We start from the raw sequence: 19135 nt of genomic DNA, 5'->3' as shown, positions 1-19135 counted from the left end.
TTAAAAAGGAAAAGACTGGGTAAACATTTGTGTTTGTCTGTCTGTATGATTAAAATAGGTTCCTGTAATAGATTGGGATGTCTTATATAATAGTTCCGATAATTCTCCAAGCAGCTTATCCAATTCCTCCCTAACTACATCGTCCTTCGACTTTAATGAGCATAATTTAGAGGATTCCGCCAATCTTAATTTTGAATAGGCACTAAAAACATATTTCTGGTAGCTGGTCAATTGTTGGTCTTTACGGGAATGGGGCAATCTGGATATATCCTTTTGTAGTCGATTGATCAAGAAGGTGAGTGATCTAGCATATTCCACATCTAAAATGACCAAATCTACAACATGCTCTAATTGAATGTATGAACGATAACTGTATCTATAAATATTTAAGCTCTCATGACTGGTCAACAAATATTCCAAAATATCATACTCCACTTGTGTTTCCTGCTTTACCGCTAATAGCGAACGACATTTGGTTATCGTCAACATACTTTGTTCCAATTGTAGACCAATGAAGTAAAGTAGGAGACCTTGTTGCACCATGATGCTTTCTTCAATAAGCCCCATAAAGGCAATGAGTCGGGTTATAAGCTGATTTAAAACTTTGAGAATTTTTAAAATGGATGGGTTTTCATCCGCTTGAAAGGCCTGCCATAATTTTTGAATATCCTCAAAAACCCGCCACATATCAGATGACCAAAGATTTCTAATAGAATAGTAGGAATTACTAAACATTCCAATCGTATGTGCCAAGCTACCGACCCTATCCTGATCCCTTATCACAGATAACATTTCATCATATGGATTTTCCATCGCTTGTGGTCCTTCTTTTGGCTTTTCTGCAAAACCGGGATAGGTACCCGTTAAATGCGTAACGGCTTTAAGAAGCACCTGAAGTTTAACGGCTTCCGGTTTTTCGTCCCTATTTTGCACCATGGCCATTTGTCGCATTACCGTTCGAATAAAACGAGCATTGACCAACGTTCTTCCCACATAACGACCTGCCCAATAGAGATTTTCTGCCGTTAAACTCGGTAAATCATCCAAGCCAGATATTGCAATAGAAGACTTCTGTTCCCAATTTTTATTTTTATCCTCCTTAATAGGATGATCTTCCACGACCCAAAAGTCCTTACTTGTACCACCTCTTTGATTGGAAACCCTTACTGTCTTACTATCAGGTGCCACCCTTACGAGTCCACCAGGCATTACACCATAGTGATCTCCATTGGCAATAACAAAAGCTCTTGTTACCACATTTCTTGGCTCCAAAGCATCCTGAGTTAGATTAGGCGCCGTGGAAAAATTGATTTGCTCTTGTGCTACAAACCGATAGGGCCTTTCAATTATTTGTTGCTTAAGGGACTCCAATTCATTGGGAGTTAAAAATTTACCGAAGTAAATACTTTCTCTATTGGTGCGATCAATTCTTTTGACTACGAGGTTGGAAAGATTTTGAAGTACATAGCTCTTTTCTTTCTCCTGCCCGCACCACCATGAGGCAATTTGCGGCAGAATAAGATCTTCATTCAAAAAATATTTCGCAATCGCGGGCATAAATGGAATGAGCCCAGGGTTCTCTATAACTCCGCTTCCCACAGGATTAATAACCGATATATTTTTCCTACGAACCACATCCAACAAACCCGCGACACCCAAATGGGAATCTTCGCGAAGTTCCAGGGGATCTGAAAATGCATCGTCCACCCTTCGCAGCACAACATCAATTCTTTTAAGTCCTTGCAATGATTTCATCCAAAGAAAACCATCCCGAACGACCAGATCGTTGCCCTGTACCAATGGATAACCAAGGAAAGAAGCCATATAGGCATGCTCAAAATAGGTCTCGTTATGAGATCCAGGAGTAAGAATTACAATATTTGGATTATCTTTTTTACTAGGTGAGGCATCTATCAACATTTGATGAAACTCCTTGAAAAAATTGGATAAACGTTTTACATTCATCCTTGTATACATTTCTGGAAGTATCCTGCTTGTTGTTGACCTATTCTCTAAGGCATAGCCCATTCCTGATGGAGCCTCGGTTCTATCATTCACGACCCATAACCTACCATCGTTTCCTCTTGCCAAATCGGCAGAATATATAGAAAGTAGCTTATCCGTAGTATATTCAATACCCGAACATTGTCTTAGAAAACCACGATGGCCATAAATTACTTCGTGAGGAATTACTCCATCTTTTATCAACCTTCGTTCCCCATAGGCATCTTTCAGGACGAGATTGAGCAACTCGGCCCTTTGCTTAAGTCCTTCTTCTACATTCTCCCACTCGCTTCGGTGCATTACCAAAGGAACCACATTAAGGTTCCAGGGGCGATGCATTCCTTTTGGGTCGTTGTACACATTGTAGGTAACCCCATTTTCCAGAAGCAACCAGTCTATATCCTTTTGACGTCCTTTTAGACCACTTTCGCCTAATTTATCGAAACTGGTGAAGAGTTTTTTCCAATACCCCTTAACATCGTTATTGGAGTTGAACAATTCGTCATTACCAAATTTGGTAGTATAGCTATTTAACCAGCTAGTCTTCGTTGTTGTTGGCATTAAATTCTGCTAATTACTTCTTTCGTAAATCCGTTATATGAGGATATTCCGGATTTATAGGTATTTCTTTGTACGCAAATGTATTCGAAGCAACCTTAGGTTGTACCATTCTACCGGTAAAATTTGTTGAAGGTGTCACTTCCATCGGTGTTACTTCTCCTTGTGTATGACCAAAATCCCAGAATCGATTAATTCTCCTCGATTCGGCCTCATAACTATTTACGGGATACGTATCATAAGAACGACCTCCAGGATGTGACACGAAATAAGTACAGCCCCCTATAGATTTTTTATTCCAATCGTCCACGATGTCAAAAACCAGCGGAGTGTCCACACCAATAGTCGGGTGAAGTGCCGACCAAGGTTCCCAAGCCTTGAAACGAACACCGGCAACATATTCACCTTTGGTTCCCGTAGGGCTTAATTCCACCTTTACTCCATTACATGTGAGCGTATATCTTTCCTCCGTAAAGTTCTTTAATTTTACTTGAACCCTTTCCAAAGAAGAATCCACATACCTAGCAGTTCCCCTACCGGACATTTCCTCTCCCAACACGTTCCAGGGCTCAATCGCCATTCTTAATTCCATTTGAATGCTGTTGATTTCAACCATTCCATAAAGTGGAAATCGAAATTCAAAGAAAGGGTCGAACCAATCCAGTTTAAAAGGATAACCGGCATCGTTCAATTGCTCTACTATATCCTTAATGTCTTCCTTAACGTAATGCTCCAATAAAAATTTATCATGTAATTCCGTACCCCAACGCACCAACTCGTGCTTATAAGGTTTTTTCCAGAACCAAGAAACTAACGTACGTACCAATAACATTTGCATCAAACTCATTTGGGCATGTGGTGGCATATCGAAAGCTCGAAGTTCAAGAATACCTAGTCGTCCAGAGGAGGAATCAGGAGAATATAACTTATCGATACAAAATTCAGCTCTGTGCGTATTTCCTGTAATATCCGTTAACAAGTGACGAAAAAGTCGGTCCGTTAACCAAAAGGGTACTTCTTTATCTTCTGGAATTTGGGAAAAAGCGATTTCCAATTCGTACAAATTCTCTAACCTAGCTTCGTCCACTCGAGGTGCCTGACTCGTAGGACCTATGAAAGCTCCCGAAAACAAATAAGATAGACCTGGATGATGTTGCCAAAAGGTCAACAAGCTTCTTAATAGCTGTGGATTACGCAACAACGGGCTATCCGCAGGTGTTGTACCTCCCAATGTTACATGGTTCCCACCGCCTGTCCCAGTATGCTTTCCATCGAGCATGAACTTTTCTGTTCCCAAACGTGATTTTTTGGCTTCTTCATAAAGTGTCAAGGTATTATCCGTTAATTCTTTCCAATTTTTCGCGGGATGCACATTAACTTCAATAACACCCGGATCCGGAGTTACCTTAAGTACTTCCAACCTATTGTCTCTAGGGGGTTCATAACCTTCTAAGATTACAGGCACTTCTAAATCTTTTGCGGTAGCCTCAATACTAGAGACCAAGTCCAAAAAATCTTCAGCGCTATCTAATGGCGGTAGGAATAAAAATAACTTTTCTTCCCTAACTTCTGCACAAATTGCGGTCCTCACAAAAGGTTGTTTCTCAATTTCTTTATTGGTATGCACACCTTCCATACGCTCTTGCAAATCGGAGGCGTAAGGCTTTAGTTCCGGTTTGGTCTCAAAAAGCTCGGGTTCTGCTGTAGGTTCAGATGGTACTTCCGGGTCCTTTGGTAGGGATTCCAAGGGTAATCGTAATCCTATAGGAGAGTTTCCCGGAGTCAAGAAAAGATGTTTTCCCCTAAATTCCCACGTATTTGTTATCCATTGCGAGGATTTTTTTGCCAAGGGCAGCACGTGCCCAACTGTTTTACCGACCCCTTGCTCCAATACTTCGCCTAACTTTTTTCGCAGGGCGGTATCCTTATCCGAATAATTTTGAGGATCTATATCCGTAGGTAATTTTCCTTCCTCCCACAGGAAATAAAAAGCATCCTCGTAAGCAGGAGTTATCGACTCGTCGGAACACTTTAGATAATGGCTTAGCTTTTCTAAAAAAATGGATGTAATATTTTTTGGCATTTCATACTTCTTCGTAAAAGAAGCCAGCCATTTTGATTCCTTCCATATGGCCTCCCCATCCTTTCGCCAGTGTATACCTATCAACCAACGAGGCAAAGGTTCTCCCGGATACCATTTTCCCTGGGCATGATGCAGCATACCACCTTTTCCAAAGGTCTCCAATAATCGTAAAGAAAGAGAACTGGCCAATTGCCTTTTGTGGTCGCCATCCGCAGCGGTATTCCATTCTTCCGACTCCATGTCATCAACAGAAACAAAAGTGGGCTCACCTCCCATGGTTAGGCGAACATCATTTTGCTGTAGTTCGTCCTCTACCTTAAAACCTAAATCATATATCGCCTTCCATTGCTCTTCCGTATATGGTTTGGTTACCCTGGGCGATTCCAATATTCTCGTTACCGAATTATCAAATTCAAACTCGGTCTCACAAGGGTCTGTTAAACCATAGACAGGTGCGGCACTTTCGAATGAGGGAGTACACGCCAATGGAATATGCCCTTCACCTGCAAGTAAACCGGAGGTAGCATCCAAACCAATCCAACCAGCTCCCGGTAAATAGACTTCTGCCCATGCATGAAGATCGGTAAAATCCTCTTCTGGTCCGGAAGGTCCATCCAATGACTTTTCATCTGCTTTTAATTGCACCAAGTACCCAGAAACAAAACGAGCTGCCAAACCTAAGTGCCGAAGCGTCTGAACTAACAACCATGCAAAATCCCTACATGAGCCCAACTTTTTGTCCAAAGTTTCCTCGCAGTTCTGAACGCCAGGTTCCATACGGATGGTGTAGTTCAAGTAATTATAGAGATCTTGATTTAGACCCGTTAAAAAATCGATGCTACGTCTCGGAGTTCTGTCTATAGTAGTCAACCATTCTTTGAGCAAAGGTCCTTCTTCCGTAATCTCCAAATACGGCAAAAGTTCCTTTTTAAGTTCAGGTTTGTAGGTAAAAGGGAATTCCTCTACAGATTCTTCCACAAAAAAATCGAACGGATTAATCGTTTTCATATCCGCAATGATTTCAACATCCACAGAAAGTTCATCCGTCTTATCCGGAAACACAATACGGGCAAGGTAATTTCCAAATGGATCCTGTTGCCAGTTAAAAAAATGATTTTCAGGTTTTATTTTAATAGAATATGCCTCTATAGGTGTTCTGCTGTGCGGAGCCGGCCTTAATCTAAAAATATGCGGCGAGAGATTTACCCTTCTATCGTATTTGTACTTTGTTTTATGTCTGATCGCTACTTTTAAAGCCATATAAATTTTCTGTTAACTATTGTACCTAAGATAACCACTAAATTATCAATAACCAGTATAAGGTCCGTTTAACTTCTTATTTTTATCCAAACACCAGTTCTTTGTATTTTTTTTGCATAAATGATAATACCAGGGCGCTTCTTTGTGCAAGGTGTATTCCAGATATCGTATGAATTGCTATATTGTTCCTTAAATGTCGATTTCAGGATTAAACCGAAGTCTTTAATTAAACATAAAGTAATAAAAATTAAAACCTTGAAAATTAAATCAACACTAACATTCGCTGCCCTTTTTATATCTATTTTAGGCTTTTCACAAGAACCGGATTGGGAAAAATTATATAAGGAATCCCAAAAGACAGAAGTATATGAACCCGTTCCACCTAGAGTAACGCCAGGAGATTCTTCAAAAGATGCCCCATCTGACGCTATTATTCTGTTTGACGGAAAAAACCTTGAACAATGGACATACGATAATCCGGATAATACAGAAACTTGGAAAGTTGAAAACAGTATTTTGACAGTTAACAAGAAAGCGGGAAGTATTACGACAAAAGACAACTTTCAAGATTATCAACTCCATCTTGAGTATCGGATTCCAGAAGAAATTACCGGTGAAGGCCAAAGTAGGGGTAATAGCGGTATTTTCCTAGCCTATTTGGGTATGGATGAGCGTGGTCTGTTCGAGGAAGGATATGAAATACAAATATTGGATAATTACCAAAATGAAACCTATGTGAACGGTCAAGTGGGTTCTATGTACAAACAATCCATTCCCTTGGCCAATGCAACTAAAGAACCTGGTGCGTGGCAGACCTACGACATCATCTGGAGAGCGCCTCGATTTAAAGAGGACGGTAGTTTACGCTCACCTGCAACTGTAACCGCCTTACACAACGGAGTTTTAGTTCAAAACAACTATGAATTAAAAGGGATTACCCCATGGATTGGAGAGCCTACCTATGAAAAACATGGTCCTTCACCAATTCGTCTACAAGCACACGGAGACCCCAGTGAACCCATAAGCTTTAAGAATATCTGGTTAAGGGAACTGTGACATTGTGAAAAGATTGCGCAAGATATCATTCTTACCGGAATTGAAATCATCATACTGATTTCTGTATCTCTATGCTATTCTTGCAAAACCAAATTATATATGGTCTTATAAATGTCAACTTTCTTTAAATACTACATATTTATTGAATAAAACCATGTAGTGAATTGGTGACTAGTCACGATCCAAAGTTGTTTTACAATGCTAAGCAGTTTACTTGAAATCATTGTAACCATTGTTACCGATTTAACCATTAAGTTATTATATTTTTGTTGCAAATTTTTTAAGGTATGTTCGGCAAAGGTTCCAAGTTATATAGTATTCTGTTTTTAAAATGCCCAAGATGTCATGAAGGTGAATTCCTGGAGGCAAATCCCTATAAATTAAGTAACTTCAATAAGGTAAAGGAACGTTGTCCGAAATGTAACTTAAAATATAGCATTGAGCCCAGTTTTTATTATGGTAGCATGTATGTCTCTTATGGTGTAGGGGTTGCGGTTGCGGTTGCGGTTTACATGCTTACTTTAATTTTCGGTGTAGACCTTAGTATTTTAGGTCTATTTGGATTGATTGTAGGGGTATTGGTTTTGGCCATGCCTTGGATCGCCGCAATATCAAAATCTATTTGGGCCAATTTTTTCTTTCAATATGACAAGGAAATAGCGGAAAAGGTCAAATAATAATATACTATGATACAGGAACTTACAGAGAGTTATGGTAATATTTTTGAGAAGGATCTTATTACTGAAATTGCCCAGGTTGGAACATATAAAGAAGTTCCTGAAGGTTATAAATTAATTGAAATCGGAGATTATATAAAAGGTATGCCCCTTCTAATATCGGGAGCAATAAAAATATTACGGGATGATAATGACGGGGACGAACTTCTACTCTATTATTTGGAAAAGGGTGATACCTGCTCCATGACTTTAGCTTGCTGTATGGGGGATTCCAAAAGCGAAATCCGGGCTATTACTGAAACTGACAGTAAATTGATTATGGTCCCCATGCAAAAAATGGAAGAATGGACCGTAAAATATAAATCCTGGCGAAATTTTGTCTTTAACAGCTACCATGAACGATTGAACGAGCTTTTGAGCACTTTGGACAGTATTGCTTTTGATAAAATGGACGCCCGGCTTATTAGCTACCTAAAAGAAAAAGCCAGAATAAATAAAGGGAATGTAATTCATAATACGCATCAAGAAATCGCATATGAACTTCATAGTTCTAGGGTAGTGATATCTAGGCTTCTTAAAAAATTAGAGCAAATGGGGGCTATAGAATTACATCGTAATTATATAAAAATATTGGATTTGTAATCCTTTGTAACTAATGTTACTGCCTAGCTTCAAATGGTGCTATAGCTTCGCACCATTAAATGTAACATTACATGGAAGTTCTCCACATTTTTGGCTTTATAAGTGCATTGATTATAGGAATATCCCTAGGCCTTATTGGTGGAGGTGGATCTATCCTGGCCGTACCGGTCCTAGCTTATTTATTTTCGGTTAATGAAAAAGTAGCTACAGCTTATTCATTGTTCATAGTAGGTGCAAGCGCTTTGGTCGGGGGTTGGAAACAACACTTAAAAGGCTATGTGGATTGGCGCACTGCCATTGTTTTTGGAGTACCTGCAATCATAGGGGTGACATTGGTTAGACATTATTTGGTACCCATATTACCAGATGTCCTGTTTCAAATTGGAGATTTCGAATTTACCCGCCGCATGGGCATGTTTGGCCTCTTTGCGTTTTTAATGATTCCTGCTGCATTCTCCATGCTTAAAAATAAAACGGAAGCCTTAGGAAAATCAGGTGGAGAAGTCAGGTACAATTACCCACTTATTCTTGTTGAAGGTTTACTTGTTGGTGGTATTACAGGCTTAATTGGTGCTGGTGGAGGATTTTTAATTATTCCAGCGCTGGTTATTCTGGCAAATGTGGAAATGAAAGTAGCCGTAGGAACTTCGCTTATTATTATTGCCATAAAGTCTTTAATGGGTTTTTTCTTGGGCGATGCATTTACCATGGATATCGACTGGCAATTTTTATTAATATTTACTTCACTTTCTTTCTTGGGCATATTTATTGGAAGCTATGCCAGTAATTATATTAATGGTGAAAAGCTAAAAAAAGGCTTTGGGTATTTCATATTGGTCATGGCCGTCTTTATATTTTACATGGAGTTTTTTATATCCCATTAATTACGATTTTCGCATCTGGGAAAAAACCAATCTTTAAAAGCTCATTTTTATTTTTTGCTGTTTTGTGTAACCTTAGTCACTGTAGGACCATAATTTGGTTCTTATTTTTAAGGAGTGAACCAATAAAAAGTATACACCATGAAAGTTGAACAAATTTATACAGGCTGCTTGGCGCACGCCGCATATTACATTGAGAGTAAAGGAATTGCAGCGGTTTTTGACCCGCTCCGGGAAGTACAACCCTATATAGATCGAGCAAAAAAAGATAATGCCAAGATTAAGTATGTCTTTGAAACGCATTTTCATGCAGATTTTGTGAGTGGCCATCTAGATTTACAAAAAAAAGCAGGAGCTGAAATTGTTTTCGGTCCGGGAGCTAAACCCGCCTATGAAGCGACTACCGCTGAGGATGGACAAATCTTTGAGGTAGGCGATTATAAGGTTAAAGTGATACACACACCTGGGCACACGATGGAAAGCACCACTTATCTTCTAATTGATGAACAGGGCAAGGAGCACGGTATCATTACCGGTGACACCTTATTTATAGGCGATGTTGGTAGACCAGATTTGGCTCAACATGTGATATCGGAATTAACCGAGGAAAAATTAGCGGGCCACTTATTCGATTCGCTTAGAAATAAAATTATGCCCTTAAGCGATGACTTAATCGTTTATCCAAATCACGGTGCAGGATCTGCCTGTGGTAAAATGATGAGCAAAGAAACCACAGATACTTTAGGACATCAAAAAGAAGTGAATTATGCCTTAAGACCGGATATGACCAAAGAAGAGTTTATAAAAGAATTACTAACTGGTTTAACCACGCCTCCTGGATATTTTCCTAAAAATGTTTTAATGAACATTAAAGGATATGAAAGTTTGGACGATATCATGGCTAAGGCAACTACCCCCTACTCACCCGAAGCATTTGAAGCGGTAGCAAACGAAACAGGAGCTTTGGTATTGGATACCAGAAATGCCGAAGATTTTGCAAAAGGATTTATTCCGAACAGTATCAATATAGGGCTAGAAGGTAGTTTTGCACAATGGGTGGGAGAAATGATACCGGACATAAAACAGGAAATCCTATTGGTAACCTATAAGGACAAGGAAGAAGAGGCCATAACTAGATTATCCCGAGTAGGTTACGACAAAACGGTTGGTTTTCTAAATGGAGGTTTTGATGCTTGGAAAAACTCCGGAAAGGAATTTGAAACAGCAAATCGTGTTTCAGCCAATGAGTTAGAAGAAGCCATGAAAGATGAAAAACCCCTGATAATCGATGTTCGCAAAAAAAGTGAATTTGATTCGGAGCATCTTTTAGGTGCAATAAATATTCCTCTGAATGAAATTAATCAGCACCTGGCAAAGTTTCCCAAAGACAGCACTTTTGTTTTACACTGTGCAGGTGGGTATAGAAGCATGATTGCTTCTTCAATTTTAAAGCAACGTGGTTGGCAAGATTTTGCCGACGTAAAAGGTGGTTTTGAAGATCTTTCTAAGACAGAATTACCTAAATCGGAATATGTCTGTCCTTCAACTATGTTATAGGCAGAAGATGACTTAGCATAAAAGCCCCGCTAATAAGCGGGCTTTTTGTTTATAAATCAATGTAACCTTTGTTACCAATTTAGTAAATTACTATTAGTAGTTTTGTATTCCATTTAAATAGGTGTACCAATGAAAGTTGAACAAATTTATACCGGCTGTCTGGCACAGGGAGCCTACTATATAGAGAGTAAAGGGGAAGTGGCCATAATTGACCCTCTAAGAGAGGTTAAGCCTTATATTAACAGGGCAAAGTTGGACGATGCAAAAATCAAGTACGTTTTTGAAACCCATTTTCATGCGGATTTTGTCAGTGGCCATATTACTTTAGCAAAGGAGACAGGAGCTCCGATTATATACGGCCCAAATGCTAATCCAAATTTTGACGCCATCATTGCTGAGGATAATCAAGAGTTCCAACTTGGCGAAGTGACCATAAAGGTATTGCACACTCCTGGTCATACCATGGAAAGTACCACCTACCTTTTAAAGGACAAGGACGGCAAAGACTATGCTATTTTCAGTGGCGATACCTTGTTTTTGGGTGATGTGGGCAGGCCCGATCTTGCCCAAAAAATGGGTGAATTGACCGAGAAGGATTTAGCGGGTTATCTGTACGACAGTTTAAGAGAAAAGATTATGCCTCTTGCCGATGATGTTATTGTATATCCTGCACATGGAGCGGGTTCGGCCTGTGGTAAAAATATGATGAAAGAAACGGTGGATAGTTTAGGCAACCAGAAAAAAATGAATTATGCGCTAAGAGCCGATATGACCAAAGATGAGTTTATTGAGGAAGTCACTGAAGGGTTACTCCCACCTCCTCAATACTTTCCTTTAAACGTAAAATTGAACAAAGAAGGATATGAGGATATAGAACAGGTTCTTAAACGTGGGACAAGCCCCTTATCACCAAAGGCATTTGAAGCTGCAGCAAATGAAACGGGTGCCATAGTCTTAGATGTCAGAAATCAGGGAGATTTTGCCAAGGGACATATTCCACGGTCAATTTTTATTGGTTTGGATGGAAGTTTCGCCCCTTGGGTGGGCGCATTAATTGCAGACGTTAAACAACCTATTTTATTGGTAACTCCAAAAGGTTTGGAGGAAGAAGCGGTTACTCGCCTCTCCAGAGTTGGTTTTGATAATACATTAGGATATTTAGAAGGTGGTTTTGAGGCCTGGAAAAAAGCTTCCATGGAATACGATACGGTAAGTCAGGTCGAGGCACAAGAGTTAAAGGTCGAATTGGACAAAGAAGAAGTTCCGGTATTTGATGTGCGTAAAAAGAGTGAATTTTTATCGGAACATGCTTTGGCCGGACAAAATACACCCTTGGATTATTTGAACGACCATTTAACGGAGTTTCCCGTAAAAGAAACATTCTACGTGCATTGTGCTGGCGGATATAGAAGCATGATTGCTGCTTCGATTTTAAAGAGCCGTGGAATCCACAATTTAATTGACGTGAAAGGTGGTTTTAAGGCTATGAACGATGCTGGTGTTCCAGTGTCGGAATATGTTTGTCCTTCAACTTTGTAACATTTTGATTTGTTAAGTAATTCTTATAGATTAGTAATACTTTCTTAGTTAGTTAAAGACCCACGAGAAGATTTTTTAAAACCTTTTGTGGGTCTTTTTAATTTTATCCTATCATAAATTAATTTTCCAATTCTTACAATTATTCCACCTTGTGTAACTCGGGTTACTGAACTTATCTTTTGATAGGCATACCTTTACATTACTATAGTAAAAAGCTGTAGTACAAAAACTCGATTGATATATAGGGATAGATATTAATCTGATTGTTTTTAATTGGTTGGTTGTTTAAAGGAGGCAGACCAAAAAATCTGTCTCCTTTTATTAGTATTCACATAAAAAATTATTTCATATGTCATTTCTAAGCTCACTCTTTGGTTCTAAAATTTCAACGACTGATACTATTGTCATTTTGAACAAACAAGAATATGCCGAAGCAATCGCTTCCAAAAAAGTACAACTTGTAGATGTTAGGACCCCATCCGAATATAATAGCGGACACATAAAAAAGGCCATCAATATCGACTTTTTTAATGCATCCAATTTCCAAATTTCCTTTGAGAAATTGGATAAAAGTCAACCCATTTATTTGTATTGTCGGTCCGGAGCCCGAAGCCAAAAAGCAGCACGTAAACTTGCGGGAATGGGTTTTTCTGAAATTTATGACTTACAGGGAGGATATGTTAGTTGGAATTGAATCTTATACATAAAATGTTTGATATGAAAGCAACGCTAATTGTTCAAAACCTTAAATGTGGTGGGTGTGTAAAAACCATTATCAGTAAAATTTCCGATATTGAGCATGTTTCCAATATTCAAGTAGATATTGAAGCATCTTCGGTGTCCTTTGAATACAAAGATTTTGATGATGCTATTTTAGTCAAAGATAAGCTTAAGCATATTGGTTACCCATCAATGGATATGGAGAATACAACAATGTCCAAGATAAAATCTTTTGTTAGCTGCGCTAGTGGGAAAATGGGAAAATCATGAAAAAACATTTTTTACTTTTTGGACTACTGCTTGCATCTGTAAGCTGTAAGAATTCCTCGAGCTCAGAAAAGGCACAAATTGAAGATGTCAAAGAAACACCGGTAGCCTTAGATAACAATCTTGCCAAAGGAAAAGAGTTGATGGAAACCAAGTGCTTTGTTTGTCACGGTCCTGATGCCAAGGAGGATGCCCGTATAGCACCACCTATGGTGGCCATAAAAGCTAGGTATTTCATGGGAAATCCAACCAAGCAGGAATTTGGTGACGCTGTTTGGAATTTTGTGAAAGAACCAACACTTAAAAAAGGAAAAATGAAGGGAGCCCTTAAACGATTTGGTGTAATGCCTTATCAACCCTACTCAGAAGAAGAGATACGACTCATATCGGATTACATTTATGAATTTAAAGTAGAAGAGCCGGAGTGGTTCAAAGAACATTGGGAGAAAGGCCACGGAAAAGGTAATTATCAACAACAAGGAAAGGATTTTGATACAAAGTCCAAATCCTCTCCAAAATCGGTCAAGGAAATAGGTTTGGAAATGGCCTCGAGCACCCAAAAGGTATTGAGGGAAAATACAAAAAGAAGGCCCGGTCGCTGCACTTAAGTTCTGTAACGAAAAAGCATATCCATTAACGGATAGTATGGCCATCGTACATGGAGCTACTATTAAGAGAGTATCGGATAAGGCAAGAAATCCAAAGAACCGCGCCAATACCCAAGAGTTGAAATACATCGCATATTTTAAGGAAAGAAACAAAGCCAAGGAAGATTATGAACCCATCAGTATTGAAATAGGTGACAAGACCAATTTCTATTACCCTATAATAACCAATGATATGTGCCTAAAATGTCATGGTAAAAAAGGAAATGATATTAGTGCCGAGGTCGTCTCCATACTCCAAGAAAGGTATCCAGAAGACGAAGCCATTGGTTATTCGGCCAATGAGGTCAGGGGTATTTGGAGCATTGTTTTAGAAGGTGAAAATGACCGTTAGGATTTTTTCTTTCCAAGACCAAATCCCGAAATATTCTGTCCTATAAAATCCGTTGGCATGTTTTCGTCTCCAGGATAGCCTAAGGTAATGGTACCACTCTCCTCGGGAACGTAATTGGTTCTAAAGATATAATCCCAAAGACTTAAACTTATTCCAAAATTTACACCATATCGTTTACCTTGGGGTAAATCATAGGCATGGTGGTATAAGTGCATGACGGGGTTATTCAACACATATTTCAAGGGGCCCCAGGTAATCTTTATATTGGAATGGTTGAAATGACCGATGGCAATAGCCAAGAAGTGAACAATATAGGCTTGTTCAGGCTCAAAACCGCCCAAGATCATTACGCCAAAAGTCTTTAGGGGTTTGTATAGGATATTTTCCATCCAATGGTATCGCAAATGAGCGGCGAAGCCCATTTCCTTTACACTATGATGCACCTTATGAAAGTTCCATAAGATTTCATATCGATGCAGGAGAATATGGGTGAACCATTGGACAAAATCCAAAATCAGGAAAAAAATCAATAATTGGGACCAAGAAGGCCATTTAGTAAAATCTATAAGAGCCAAGCTTTTGGCCGTAATTCCTATGTCGCCAAAAAAAAGTTGAAGTATCCTGTATACACCGCTTATAACAATGGCAAAAAGGAAAAAATTGAAAAACATATAAAAAGCATCCAGCCAAAAATCCTTTCTAAAAACCTTTTGATTTTTACGCCAAGGAAAAAGAACTTCCAGTCCCCAGACCACTAAGGAAATCAAAATGAGTCCCCAAAAGTAATTGGTATACCATGGCACCTCAAAAATAATGGACTTCCAAGTCCAATTTAAGGTACCAACAAAGGAGTTGTAAAAAGCTTCTAAATATTCCATAATGCAACCCTATAATTGGTTCAAAGATAGTTTCTAGAGATAAATTAGAGCGTAACATTTGTTACATAAAAAAAGCGACAATATGCTTACCTTGTAAAGGATACTTTATAGTAATTAGAATTGCCACTAAAAAGTTATGTCAAATGGACCGAAAGATAATTATGTCACTAATAATTTCTAAAAATTGTATTAACCAATAAAACTTATTATCATGAAAAAAAATATGGGAAGTACCGATAAAACGGTACGAATTATTATTGCTTTAGCCGTTTTAGCCTTGTATTACTTCAATTTCATAGAAGGAACCTTGGCATATGTATTACTTGCCTTGTCCGCAATCTTTTTATTAACGAGCTTCATAAGCTTTTGTCCTTTATATACCTTATTTGGAATGAATACCTGCAAAACAAAACAATAGTCATGATTTTTTGATTTTTAAAGGCCCGTTTCCGCTCATGGAGAAGGGCCTTTTATGATACATCTCATTTTATTTTAAGGATGTGTAACCAATGTTACATTATTCGCAAAAATTACATTCTATATTTATAAAGTTTAATAAAAATTAGGATAAATGAGCTCACATCATCAAATATTGGTTATTGGAGGGGGAACGGCAGGGATTATGGTCGCTTCACAGCTAATCAAGCAGAAACATGCGAAGGACGTAGCAGTTATTGAACCCTCTGAAACACATTATTATCAACCAGCATGGACCTTGGTAGGGGCCGGAACCTACGATTATGATAAAACGGCAAGGCCCATGTCATCCGTAATGCCAAAAGAAGCCAAGTGGATCAAGGATAGAGCTACAGGTTTTGACCCCGAAAATAGTATTGTGCACACGGCTTCAAGTGGTGATATTTCTTATGATTATTTGGTCGTCGTACCTGGTTTGGCCTATGATTTTAGTCTCGTTCCAGGGTTAGGAGAGGCGATGGATAAAGGTGTGGTCTGTAGTAATTATACCGATCCAAGGCACACATGGGAGGTCATAAAGAATTTTAAGGGAGGAACAGCTTTGTTTACGCAACCCACCACCCCAATCAAATGTGGTGGAGCACCACAAAAAATAATGTATTTAGCCGAAAGTTATTTTAGAAAAAGTGGTGTTAGGAAAAAAACGGATGTTGTTTTTGCCACAGGAGGCACAGTTATTTTTGGTGTTAAGGAAATTGCACGCACTTTAATGAAAGTGGTGGATAGAAAAGATATTAACCTCCGATTTTTTCACAAATTAGTTGCAGTGGATGCAGATAAGAAAATAGCATGGTATGAGCTTGGTAAAGATATTACCGCAGGAGGCTGTGTGGTAATGGCAGGTGAAGATGACGATGAGAATTTGGACGAATCCTTCCAGTACAATTATAAGGATGTTAAGGTAACCGTAGAAGGTGAACGTTATGGAATCCATTATGATATGTTACATACGGCTCCCCCATCGGTTGCTCCAAAATTTATTAAAAATTCCAAACTTGTCAATGATGCCGGTTGGTTGGACGTTAACCACCAGACGATGCAACACAATAAGTATCCCAATATTTTTGGTCTGGGAGACGTAGCGGCCCTGCCAACAGCAAAGACCGGAGCAGCCATTCGCAAACAAGTTCCTATTGTGGTGGACAACATAGATAAATTAATCAAAACCCAAACTTTGGGTTCCAAAGCCTACAACGGATATTCTTCCTGTCCCTTAGTGACCGACTATGGTAAAATGGTTTTGGCCGAGTTCGATTATAATAACAATTTTACACCAGATCCAAAGCTGAAGCAGATGTTGGTATTTGATTCCTCCAAAGAACATTGGAGATTATGGATGCTAAAAAAATACGGACTCCCTTATTTGTATTGGAACAAGATGATGAAAGGCCAAGACGTTTAATCAAAACCGAATTGCTACTAACTCAAATTAATCCTTTAGGCCAAAAGTCTAGGGGATTTTTGCTTTTTGTTGAACAACAAAAATTTTGCTAAAAAATTCATAAATAAGCCGTTATGCAACTCGAGTCACAGTATTCCTCCCCCTAATTGAAGAACTTCATGAAATAACTTTAAAAAATTGTCATGAAAGGCTTTAAAATGAATTGCTTATCAGGTTTACTGAGTGTTGTACTGTTGTTTGGGACCACATCTTGCGAGAAAGATGAAAACAATTCCGTTATTATTAATTCCCTATCAAAAACAGAAGAGAATGCCTTAATTTTTATGATAGAAGAGGAAAAGTTGGCCTTGGATACCTACACCTATTTAGGTGAATTGTGGGGTATTAATCAATTTTTGAATATTCAAAAAAGTGAACAATCCCATGTAAATGAGGTATCTAATCTAATAGAACAATATGACCTAACATATACTATGTTGCCCGAAGGGGAATTTATGAATGAGGAACTGCAAGGATTATACAATCAATTCGTTGTAGACGGAAGCAAATCACAATTGAATGCGCTACTTATTGGCGCTACTATTGAAGATTTAGATATTGTAGATCTTGAAGACCTAATGCAATCAATTTCCAACGGTGATATTTTAAATGTTTTCGAAAGTTTACAGTGTGGTTCAAGAAATCATCTAAGAGCTTTTGTGAGTGCCATAAATCAAATGAGAGACAACTATACTCCTCAATATTTATCCATGGAAGAATACATCATAATTATAGAAAGTAGTAATGAACGCTGTAATTAAAAGTTATAATTAAGAATAAAATCTACATGCAGCATATCCACCTTGTTGAAGTAAAAGTTGGGATTGTCAGGAATATCTCCGTCACCAATTTTACCGGTAACCAAAAGCTCTGGTTTTAAGTTTTTTAGACCCTTTATGTTCAAAAACAAGTCTAAATTAATATGGGTATAGTCTGGCATCGCATATTTATTATTTTCGGGATCTGTGACCGATGATTTCCAGTGCCTTCCTATACTTAAAATGGTATTTGTATCCATCTTGTTGTTAACAATAGGAAAAGAATTCCCATAGGTAAATACTACCGCATGATTGTTCGCTGAACCCTCGCTACGTTCCCTTTTTTGAAAACTGAAAAGGTCTTCCCTACCCCATTCACGGGGTGAAATGAACTGACCTCCCGGTAGAATGTAGTCGTATCCTAGGGAAAATCGGGATTTCCCAAATGCATATTTCCATTGTAAACCCAAAATATTCGAGGAGGATTGGGCAAAATACCTTAATCGATCAATCGAATTACCCCCGTCCCCTATTCTATTCTGATGTAACCATTCTCCCTGCAATATCCATTTTTCGTTCAGTTGAATACTGGGCTTCATGTAGATGGCATTATAGATATTGTCCACATAATAATTCCAAAAATCCATCTTTATCCCTTCGGTAAGTTCCAAATCAGCATTGAACATCAGGATAAAATCAGATTTCGTGTTTCCCGCGTAAAGACTTTCTTCACCAAAAATAGATCTACCCACCGGGTACGTTCCAATACTTTCCCCTATACCGAAAAACCCTCCAGTTGAACGGGGTGCTATTTTATTAAGAATTCCAAATTGAACCGTGTTTTCTGTATTGGTTTTGTATTTGTACCAAAACCCTTCGACCAACGTCGGTATCATTCTACCATCCTGTGGATTAATCAAGGGCGTATTGATTTTCATCCTACCCAAAGTAAACTGATGCTTTTTCAACCGATAATCCAAATAGAGTTCGCCCAGTAAGAAAACTGCATCGTTCTCCAGATTTAAGCGATTAAATTGCCCTTCTTCATATCTACTTAATTTCCCGGTTACCCCATCCGGATCAGTCAAATCCTGTAAACCTAAATTCGTGGAATTGTACAGTGCTGTCCCGAACGTAAAGGTATTTGAGAACTTCAATTGATATTTTAAGTATCCACCAGTGGACAGTGCCCTAAAATCCTTTAGTTTATCCTTATTGACTGTATGCATGAAATAAGTCCTCCATTGTCCGGAAAGTAGCCCTTGAACCTTGGAACCCTCCCTCTCCTGAGAATATATCAAGAACGGAAAAATCAAAAACCAAAATAAATTTCTCATG

General features: G+C 38.6%; 17 protein-coding genes. 13 read left to right on the top strand and 4 right to left on the bottom strand.

Going from position 1 to position 19135, the window contains the following annotated elements; translation table 11 throughout:
* Together PP182_RS11580 and PP182_RS11575 are read right to left on the bottom strand one after the other, a co-directional pair.
* Nucleotides 1-2565, bottom strand: coding sequence for a circularly permuted type 2 ATP-grasp protein (locus PP182_RS11580; RefSeq protein ID WP_272651412.1), 2565 nt, complete (start codon nucleotides 2563-2565; stop codon nucleotides 1-3).
* A gap of 13 nt (nucleotides 2566-2578) precedes the next feature.
* Entirely contained in the window at nucleotides 2579-5905 is a 3327-nt protein-coding gene (locus PP182_RS11575) for a transglutaminase family protein (RefSeq protein WP_272651411.1), read from the bottom strand.
* Nucleotides 5906-6160: 255 nt separating this feature from the next.
* Here PP182_RS11575 and PP182_RS11570 point away from each other — a divergent pair, with 255 nt between their 5' ends.
* The 10 genes from PP182_RS11570 (at nucleotide 6161) to PP182_RS11525 (ending at nucleotide 14243) form a co-directional block, all read left to right on the top strand.
* On the top strand, nucleotides 6161-6961 hold the full coding sequence (locus tag PP182_RS11570) for a 3-keto-disaccharide hydrolase (protein WP_272651410.1): 801 nt from the start codon (nucleotides 6161-6163) through the stop codon (nucleotides 6959-6961).
* 287 nt (nucleotides 6962-7248) lie between these two features.
* On the top strand, nucleotides 7249-7638 hold the full coding sequence (locus PP182_RS11565; RefSeq protein WP_272651409.1) for a DUF983 domain-containing protein: 390 nt from the start codon (nucleotides 7249-7251) through the stop codon (nucleotides 7636-7638).
* Nucleotides 7639-7647: 9 nt separating this feature from the next.
* Complete coding sequence (locus PP182_RS11560; RefSeq protein WP_272651408.1) at nucleotides 7648-8280, top strand: Crp/Fnr family transcriptional regulator; 633 nt, start codon at nucleotides 7648-7650, stop codon at nucleotides 8278-8280.
* 71 nt (nucleotides 8281-8351) lie between these two features.
* Nucleotides 8352-9164: a sulfite exporter TauE/SafE family protein gene (locus PP182_RS11555; protein WP_272651407.1), complete on the top strand. Its 813-nt coding sequence runs from the start codon at nucleotides 8352-8354 to the stop codon at nucleotides 9162-9164.
* A gap of 138 nt (nucleotides 9165-9302) precedes the next feature.
* On the top strand, nucleotides 9303-10718 hold the full coding sequence (locus PP182_RS11550; RefSeq protein WP_272651406.1) for an MBL fold metallo-hydrolase: 1416 nt from the start codon (nucleotides 9303-9305) through the stop codon (nucleotides 10716-10718).
* Nucleotides 10719-10847: 129 nt separating this feature from the next.
* Nucleotides 10848-12257, top strand: coding sequence for an MBL fold metallo-hydrolase (locus PP182_RS11545; RefSeq protein WP_272651405.1), 1410 nt, complete (start codon nucleotides 10848-10850; stop codon nucleotides 12255-12257).
* Between the two features lie 349 nt (nucleotides 12258-12606).
* The gene (locus PP182_RS11540) at nucleotides 12607-12951 is read left to right on the top strand and encodes a rhodanese-like domain-containing protein (RefSeq protein ID WP_272651404.1); all 345 of its coding nucleotides are present in this window, start codon (nucleotides 12607-12609) and stop codon (nucleotides 12949-12951) included.
* Nucleotides 12952-12974: 23 nt separating this feature from the next.
* Nucleotides 12975-13247: a heavy-metal-associated domain-containing protein gene (locus PP182_RS11535; RefSeq protein ID WP_272651403.1), complete on the top strand. Its 273-nt coding sequence runs from the start codon at nucleotides 12975-12977 to the stop codon at nucleotides 13245-13247.
* The gene (locus tag PP182_RS11530; RefSeq protein WP_272651402.1) at nucleotides 13244-13852 is read left to right on the top strand and encodes a c-type cytochrome; all 609 of its coding nucleotides are present in this window, start codon (nucleotides 13244-13246) and stop codon (nucleotides 13850-13852) included. Before PP182_RS11535 ends, PP182_RS11530 begins: the two co-directional genes overlap by 4 nt.
* A 37-nt stretch (nucleotides 13853-13889) precedes the next feature.
* On the top strand, nucleotides 13890-14243 hold the full coding sequence (locus PP182_RS11525; protein WP_419197729.1) for a Tll0287-like domain-containing protein: 354 nt from the start codon (nucleotides 13890-13892) through the stop codon (nucleotides 14241-14243).
* On the opposite strand, the gene PP182_RS11520 is transcribed toward PP182_RS11525, so the two are convergent.
* Complete coding sequence (locus PP182_RS11520; RefSeq protein WP_272651662.1) at nucleotides 14240-15124, bottom strand: sterol desaturase family protein; 885 nt, start codon at nucleotides 15122-15124, stop codon at nucleotides 14240-14242. The genes PP182_RS11525 and PP182_RS11520 overlap by 4 nt on opposite strands.
* Before the next feature lie 208 nt (nucleotides 15125-15332).
* Here PP182_RS11520 and PP182_RS11515 point away from each other — a divergent pair, with 208 nt between their 5' ends.
* From PP182_RS11515 to PP182_RS11505, 3 genes are all read left to right on the top strand, one after another.
* Nucleotides 15333-15539 carry a YgaP family membrane protein gene (locus PP182_RS11515; protein ID WP_272651401.1) on the top strand — a complete coding sequence of 69 codons (207 nt, stop codon included), beginning with the start codon at nucleotides 15333-15335 and terminating at the stop codon, nucleotides 15537-15539.
* 153 nt (nucleotides 15540-15692) lie between these two features.
* Nucleotides 15693-17000 (top strand): NAD(P)/FAD-dependent oxidoreductase, encoded by a 1308-nt coding sequence (locus PP182_RS11510; RefSeq protein WP_272651400.1) that lies wholly within the window; start codon nucleotides 15693-15695, stop codon nucleotides 16998-17000.
* A 182-nt stretch (nucleotides 17001-17182) separates the two neighbouring features.
* Nucleotides 17183-17800 (top strand): DUF2202 domain-containing protein, encoded by a 618-nt coding sequence (locus PP182_RS11505; RefSeq protein WP_272651399.1) that lies wholly within the window; start codon nucleotides 17183-17185, stop codon nucleotides 17798-17800.
* Here the strand turns inward: PP182_RS11505 and PP182_RS11500 are convergent.
* Complete coding sequence (locus tag PP182_RS11500) at nucleotides 17797-19134, bottom strand: OprD family outer membrane porin (protein ID WP_272651398.1); 1338 nt, start codon at nucleotides 19132-19134, stop codon at nucleotides 17797-17799. The genes PP182_RS11505 and PP182_RS11500 overlap by 4 nt on opposite strands.
* Nucleotide 19135: the final 1 nt, after the last annotated feature.

It is taken from the genome of Maribacter sp. PR1, assembly GCF_028464145.1.
Classification (GTDB): domain Bacteria; phylum Bacteroidota; class Bacteroidia; order Flavobacteriales; family Flavobacteriaceae; genus Maribacter.
Note: the sequence above shows the minus strand (reverse complement) of the source record. Positions and strands in the feature narration are given on the sequence as shown.

Coding starts and splice junctions, on each gene's coding strand:
- PP182_RS11525 (WP_419197729.1), top strand. CDS start 13,890: ATGGCCATCGTACATGGAGCTACTATTAAGAGAGTATCGGATAAGGCA.
- PP182_RS11505 (WP_272651399.1), top strand. CDS start 17,183: ATGAAAGGCTTTAAAATGAATTGCTTATCAGGTTTACTGAGTGTTGTA.
- PP182_RS11535 (WP_272651403.1), top strand. CDS start 12,975: ATGAAAGCAACGCTAATTGTTCAAAACCTTAAATGTGGTGGGTGTGTA.
- PP182_RS11510 (WP_272651400.1), top strand. CDS start 15,693: ATGAGCTCACATCATCAAATATTGGTTATTGGAGGGGGAACGGCAGGG.
- PP182_RS11575 (WP_272651411.1), bottom strand. CDS start 5,905: ATGGCTTTAAAAGTAGCGATCAGACATAAAACAAAGTACAAATACGAT.
- PP182_RS11555 (WP_272651407.1), top strand. CDS start 8,352: ATGGAAGTTCTCCACATTTTTGGCTTTATAAGTGCATTGATTATAGGA.
- PP182_RS11550 (WP_272651406.1), top strand. CDS start 9,303: ATGAAAGTTGAACAAATTTATACAGGCTGCTTGGCGCACGCCGCATAT.
- PP182_RS11565 (WP_272651409.1), top strand. CDS start 7,249: ATGTTCGGCAAAGGTTCCAAGTTATATAGTATTCTGTTTTTAAAATGC.
- PP182_RS11500 (WP_272651398.1), bottom strand. CDS start 19,134: ATGAGAAATTTATTTTGGTTTTTGATTTTTCCGTTCTTGATATATTCT.
- PP182_RS11530 (WP_272651402.1), top strand. CDS start 13,244: ATGAAAAAACATTTTTTACTTTTTGGACTACTGCTTGCATCTGTAAGC.
- PP182_RS11560 (WP_272651408.1), top strand. CDS start 7,648: ATGATACAGGAACTTACAGAGAGTTATGGTAATATTTTTGAGAAGGAT.
- PP182_RS11540 (WP_272651404.1), top strand. CDS start 12,607: ATGTCATTTCTAAGCTCACTCTTTGGTTCTAAAATTTCAACGACTGAT.
- PP182_RS11545 (WP_272651405.1), top strand. CDS start 10,848: ATGAAAGTTGAACAAATTTATACCGGCTGTCTGGCACAGGGAGCCTAC.
- PP182_RS11515 (WP_272651401.1), top strand. CDS start 15,333: ATGAAAAAAAATATGGGAAGTACCGATAAAACGGTACGAATTATTATT.
- PP182_RS11580 (WP_272651412.1), bottom strand. CDS start 2,565: ATGCCAACAACAACGAAGACTAGCTGGTTAAATAGCTATACTACCAAA.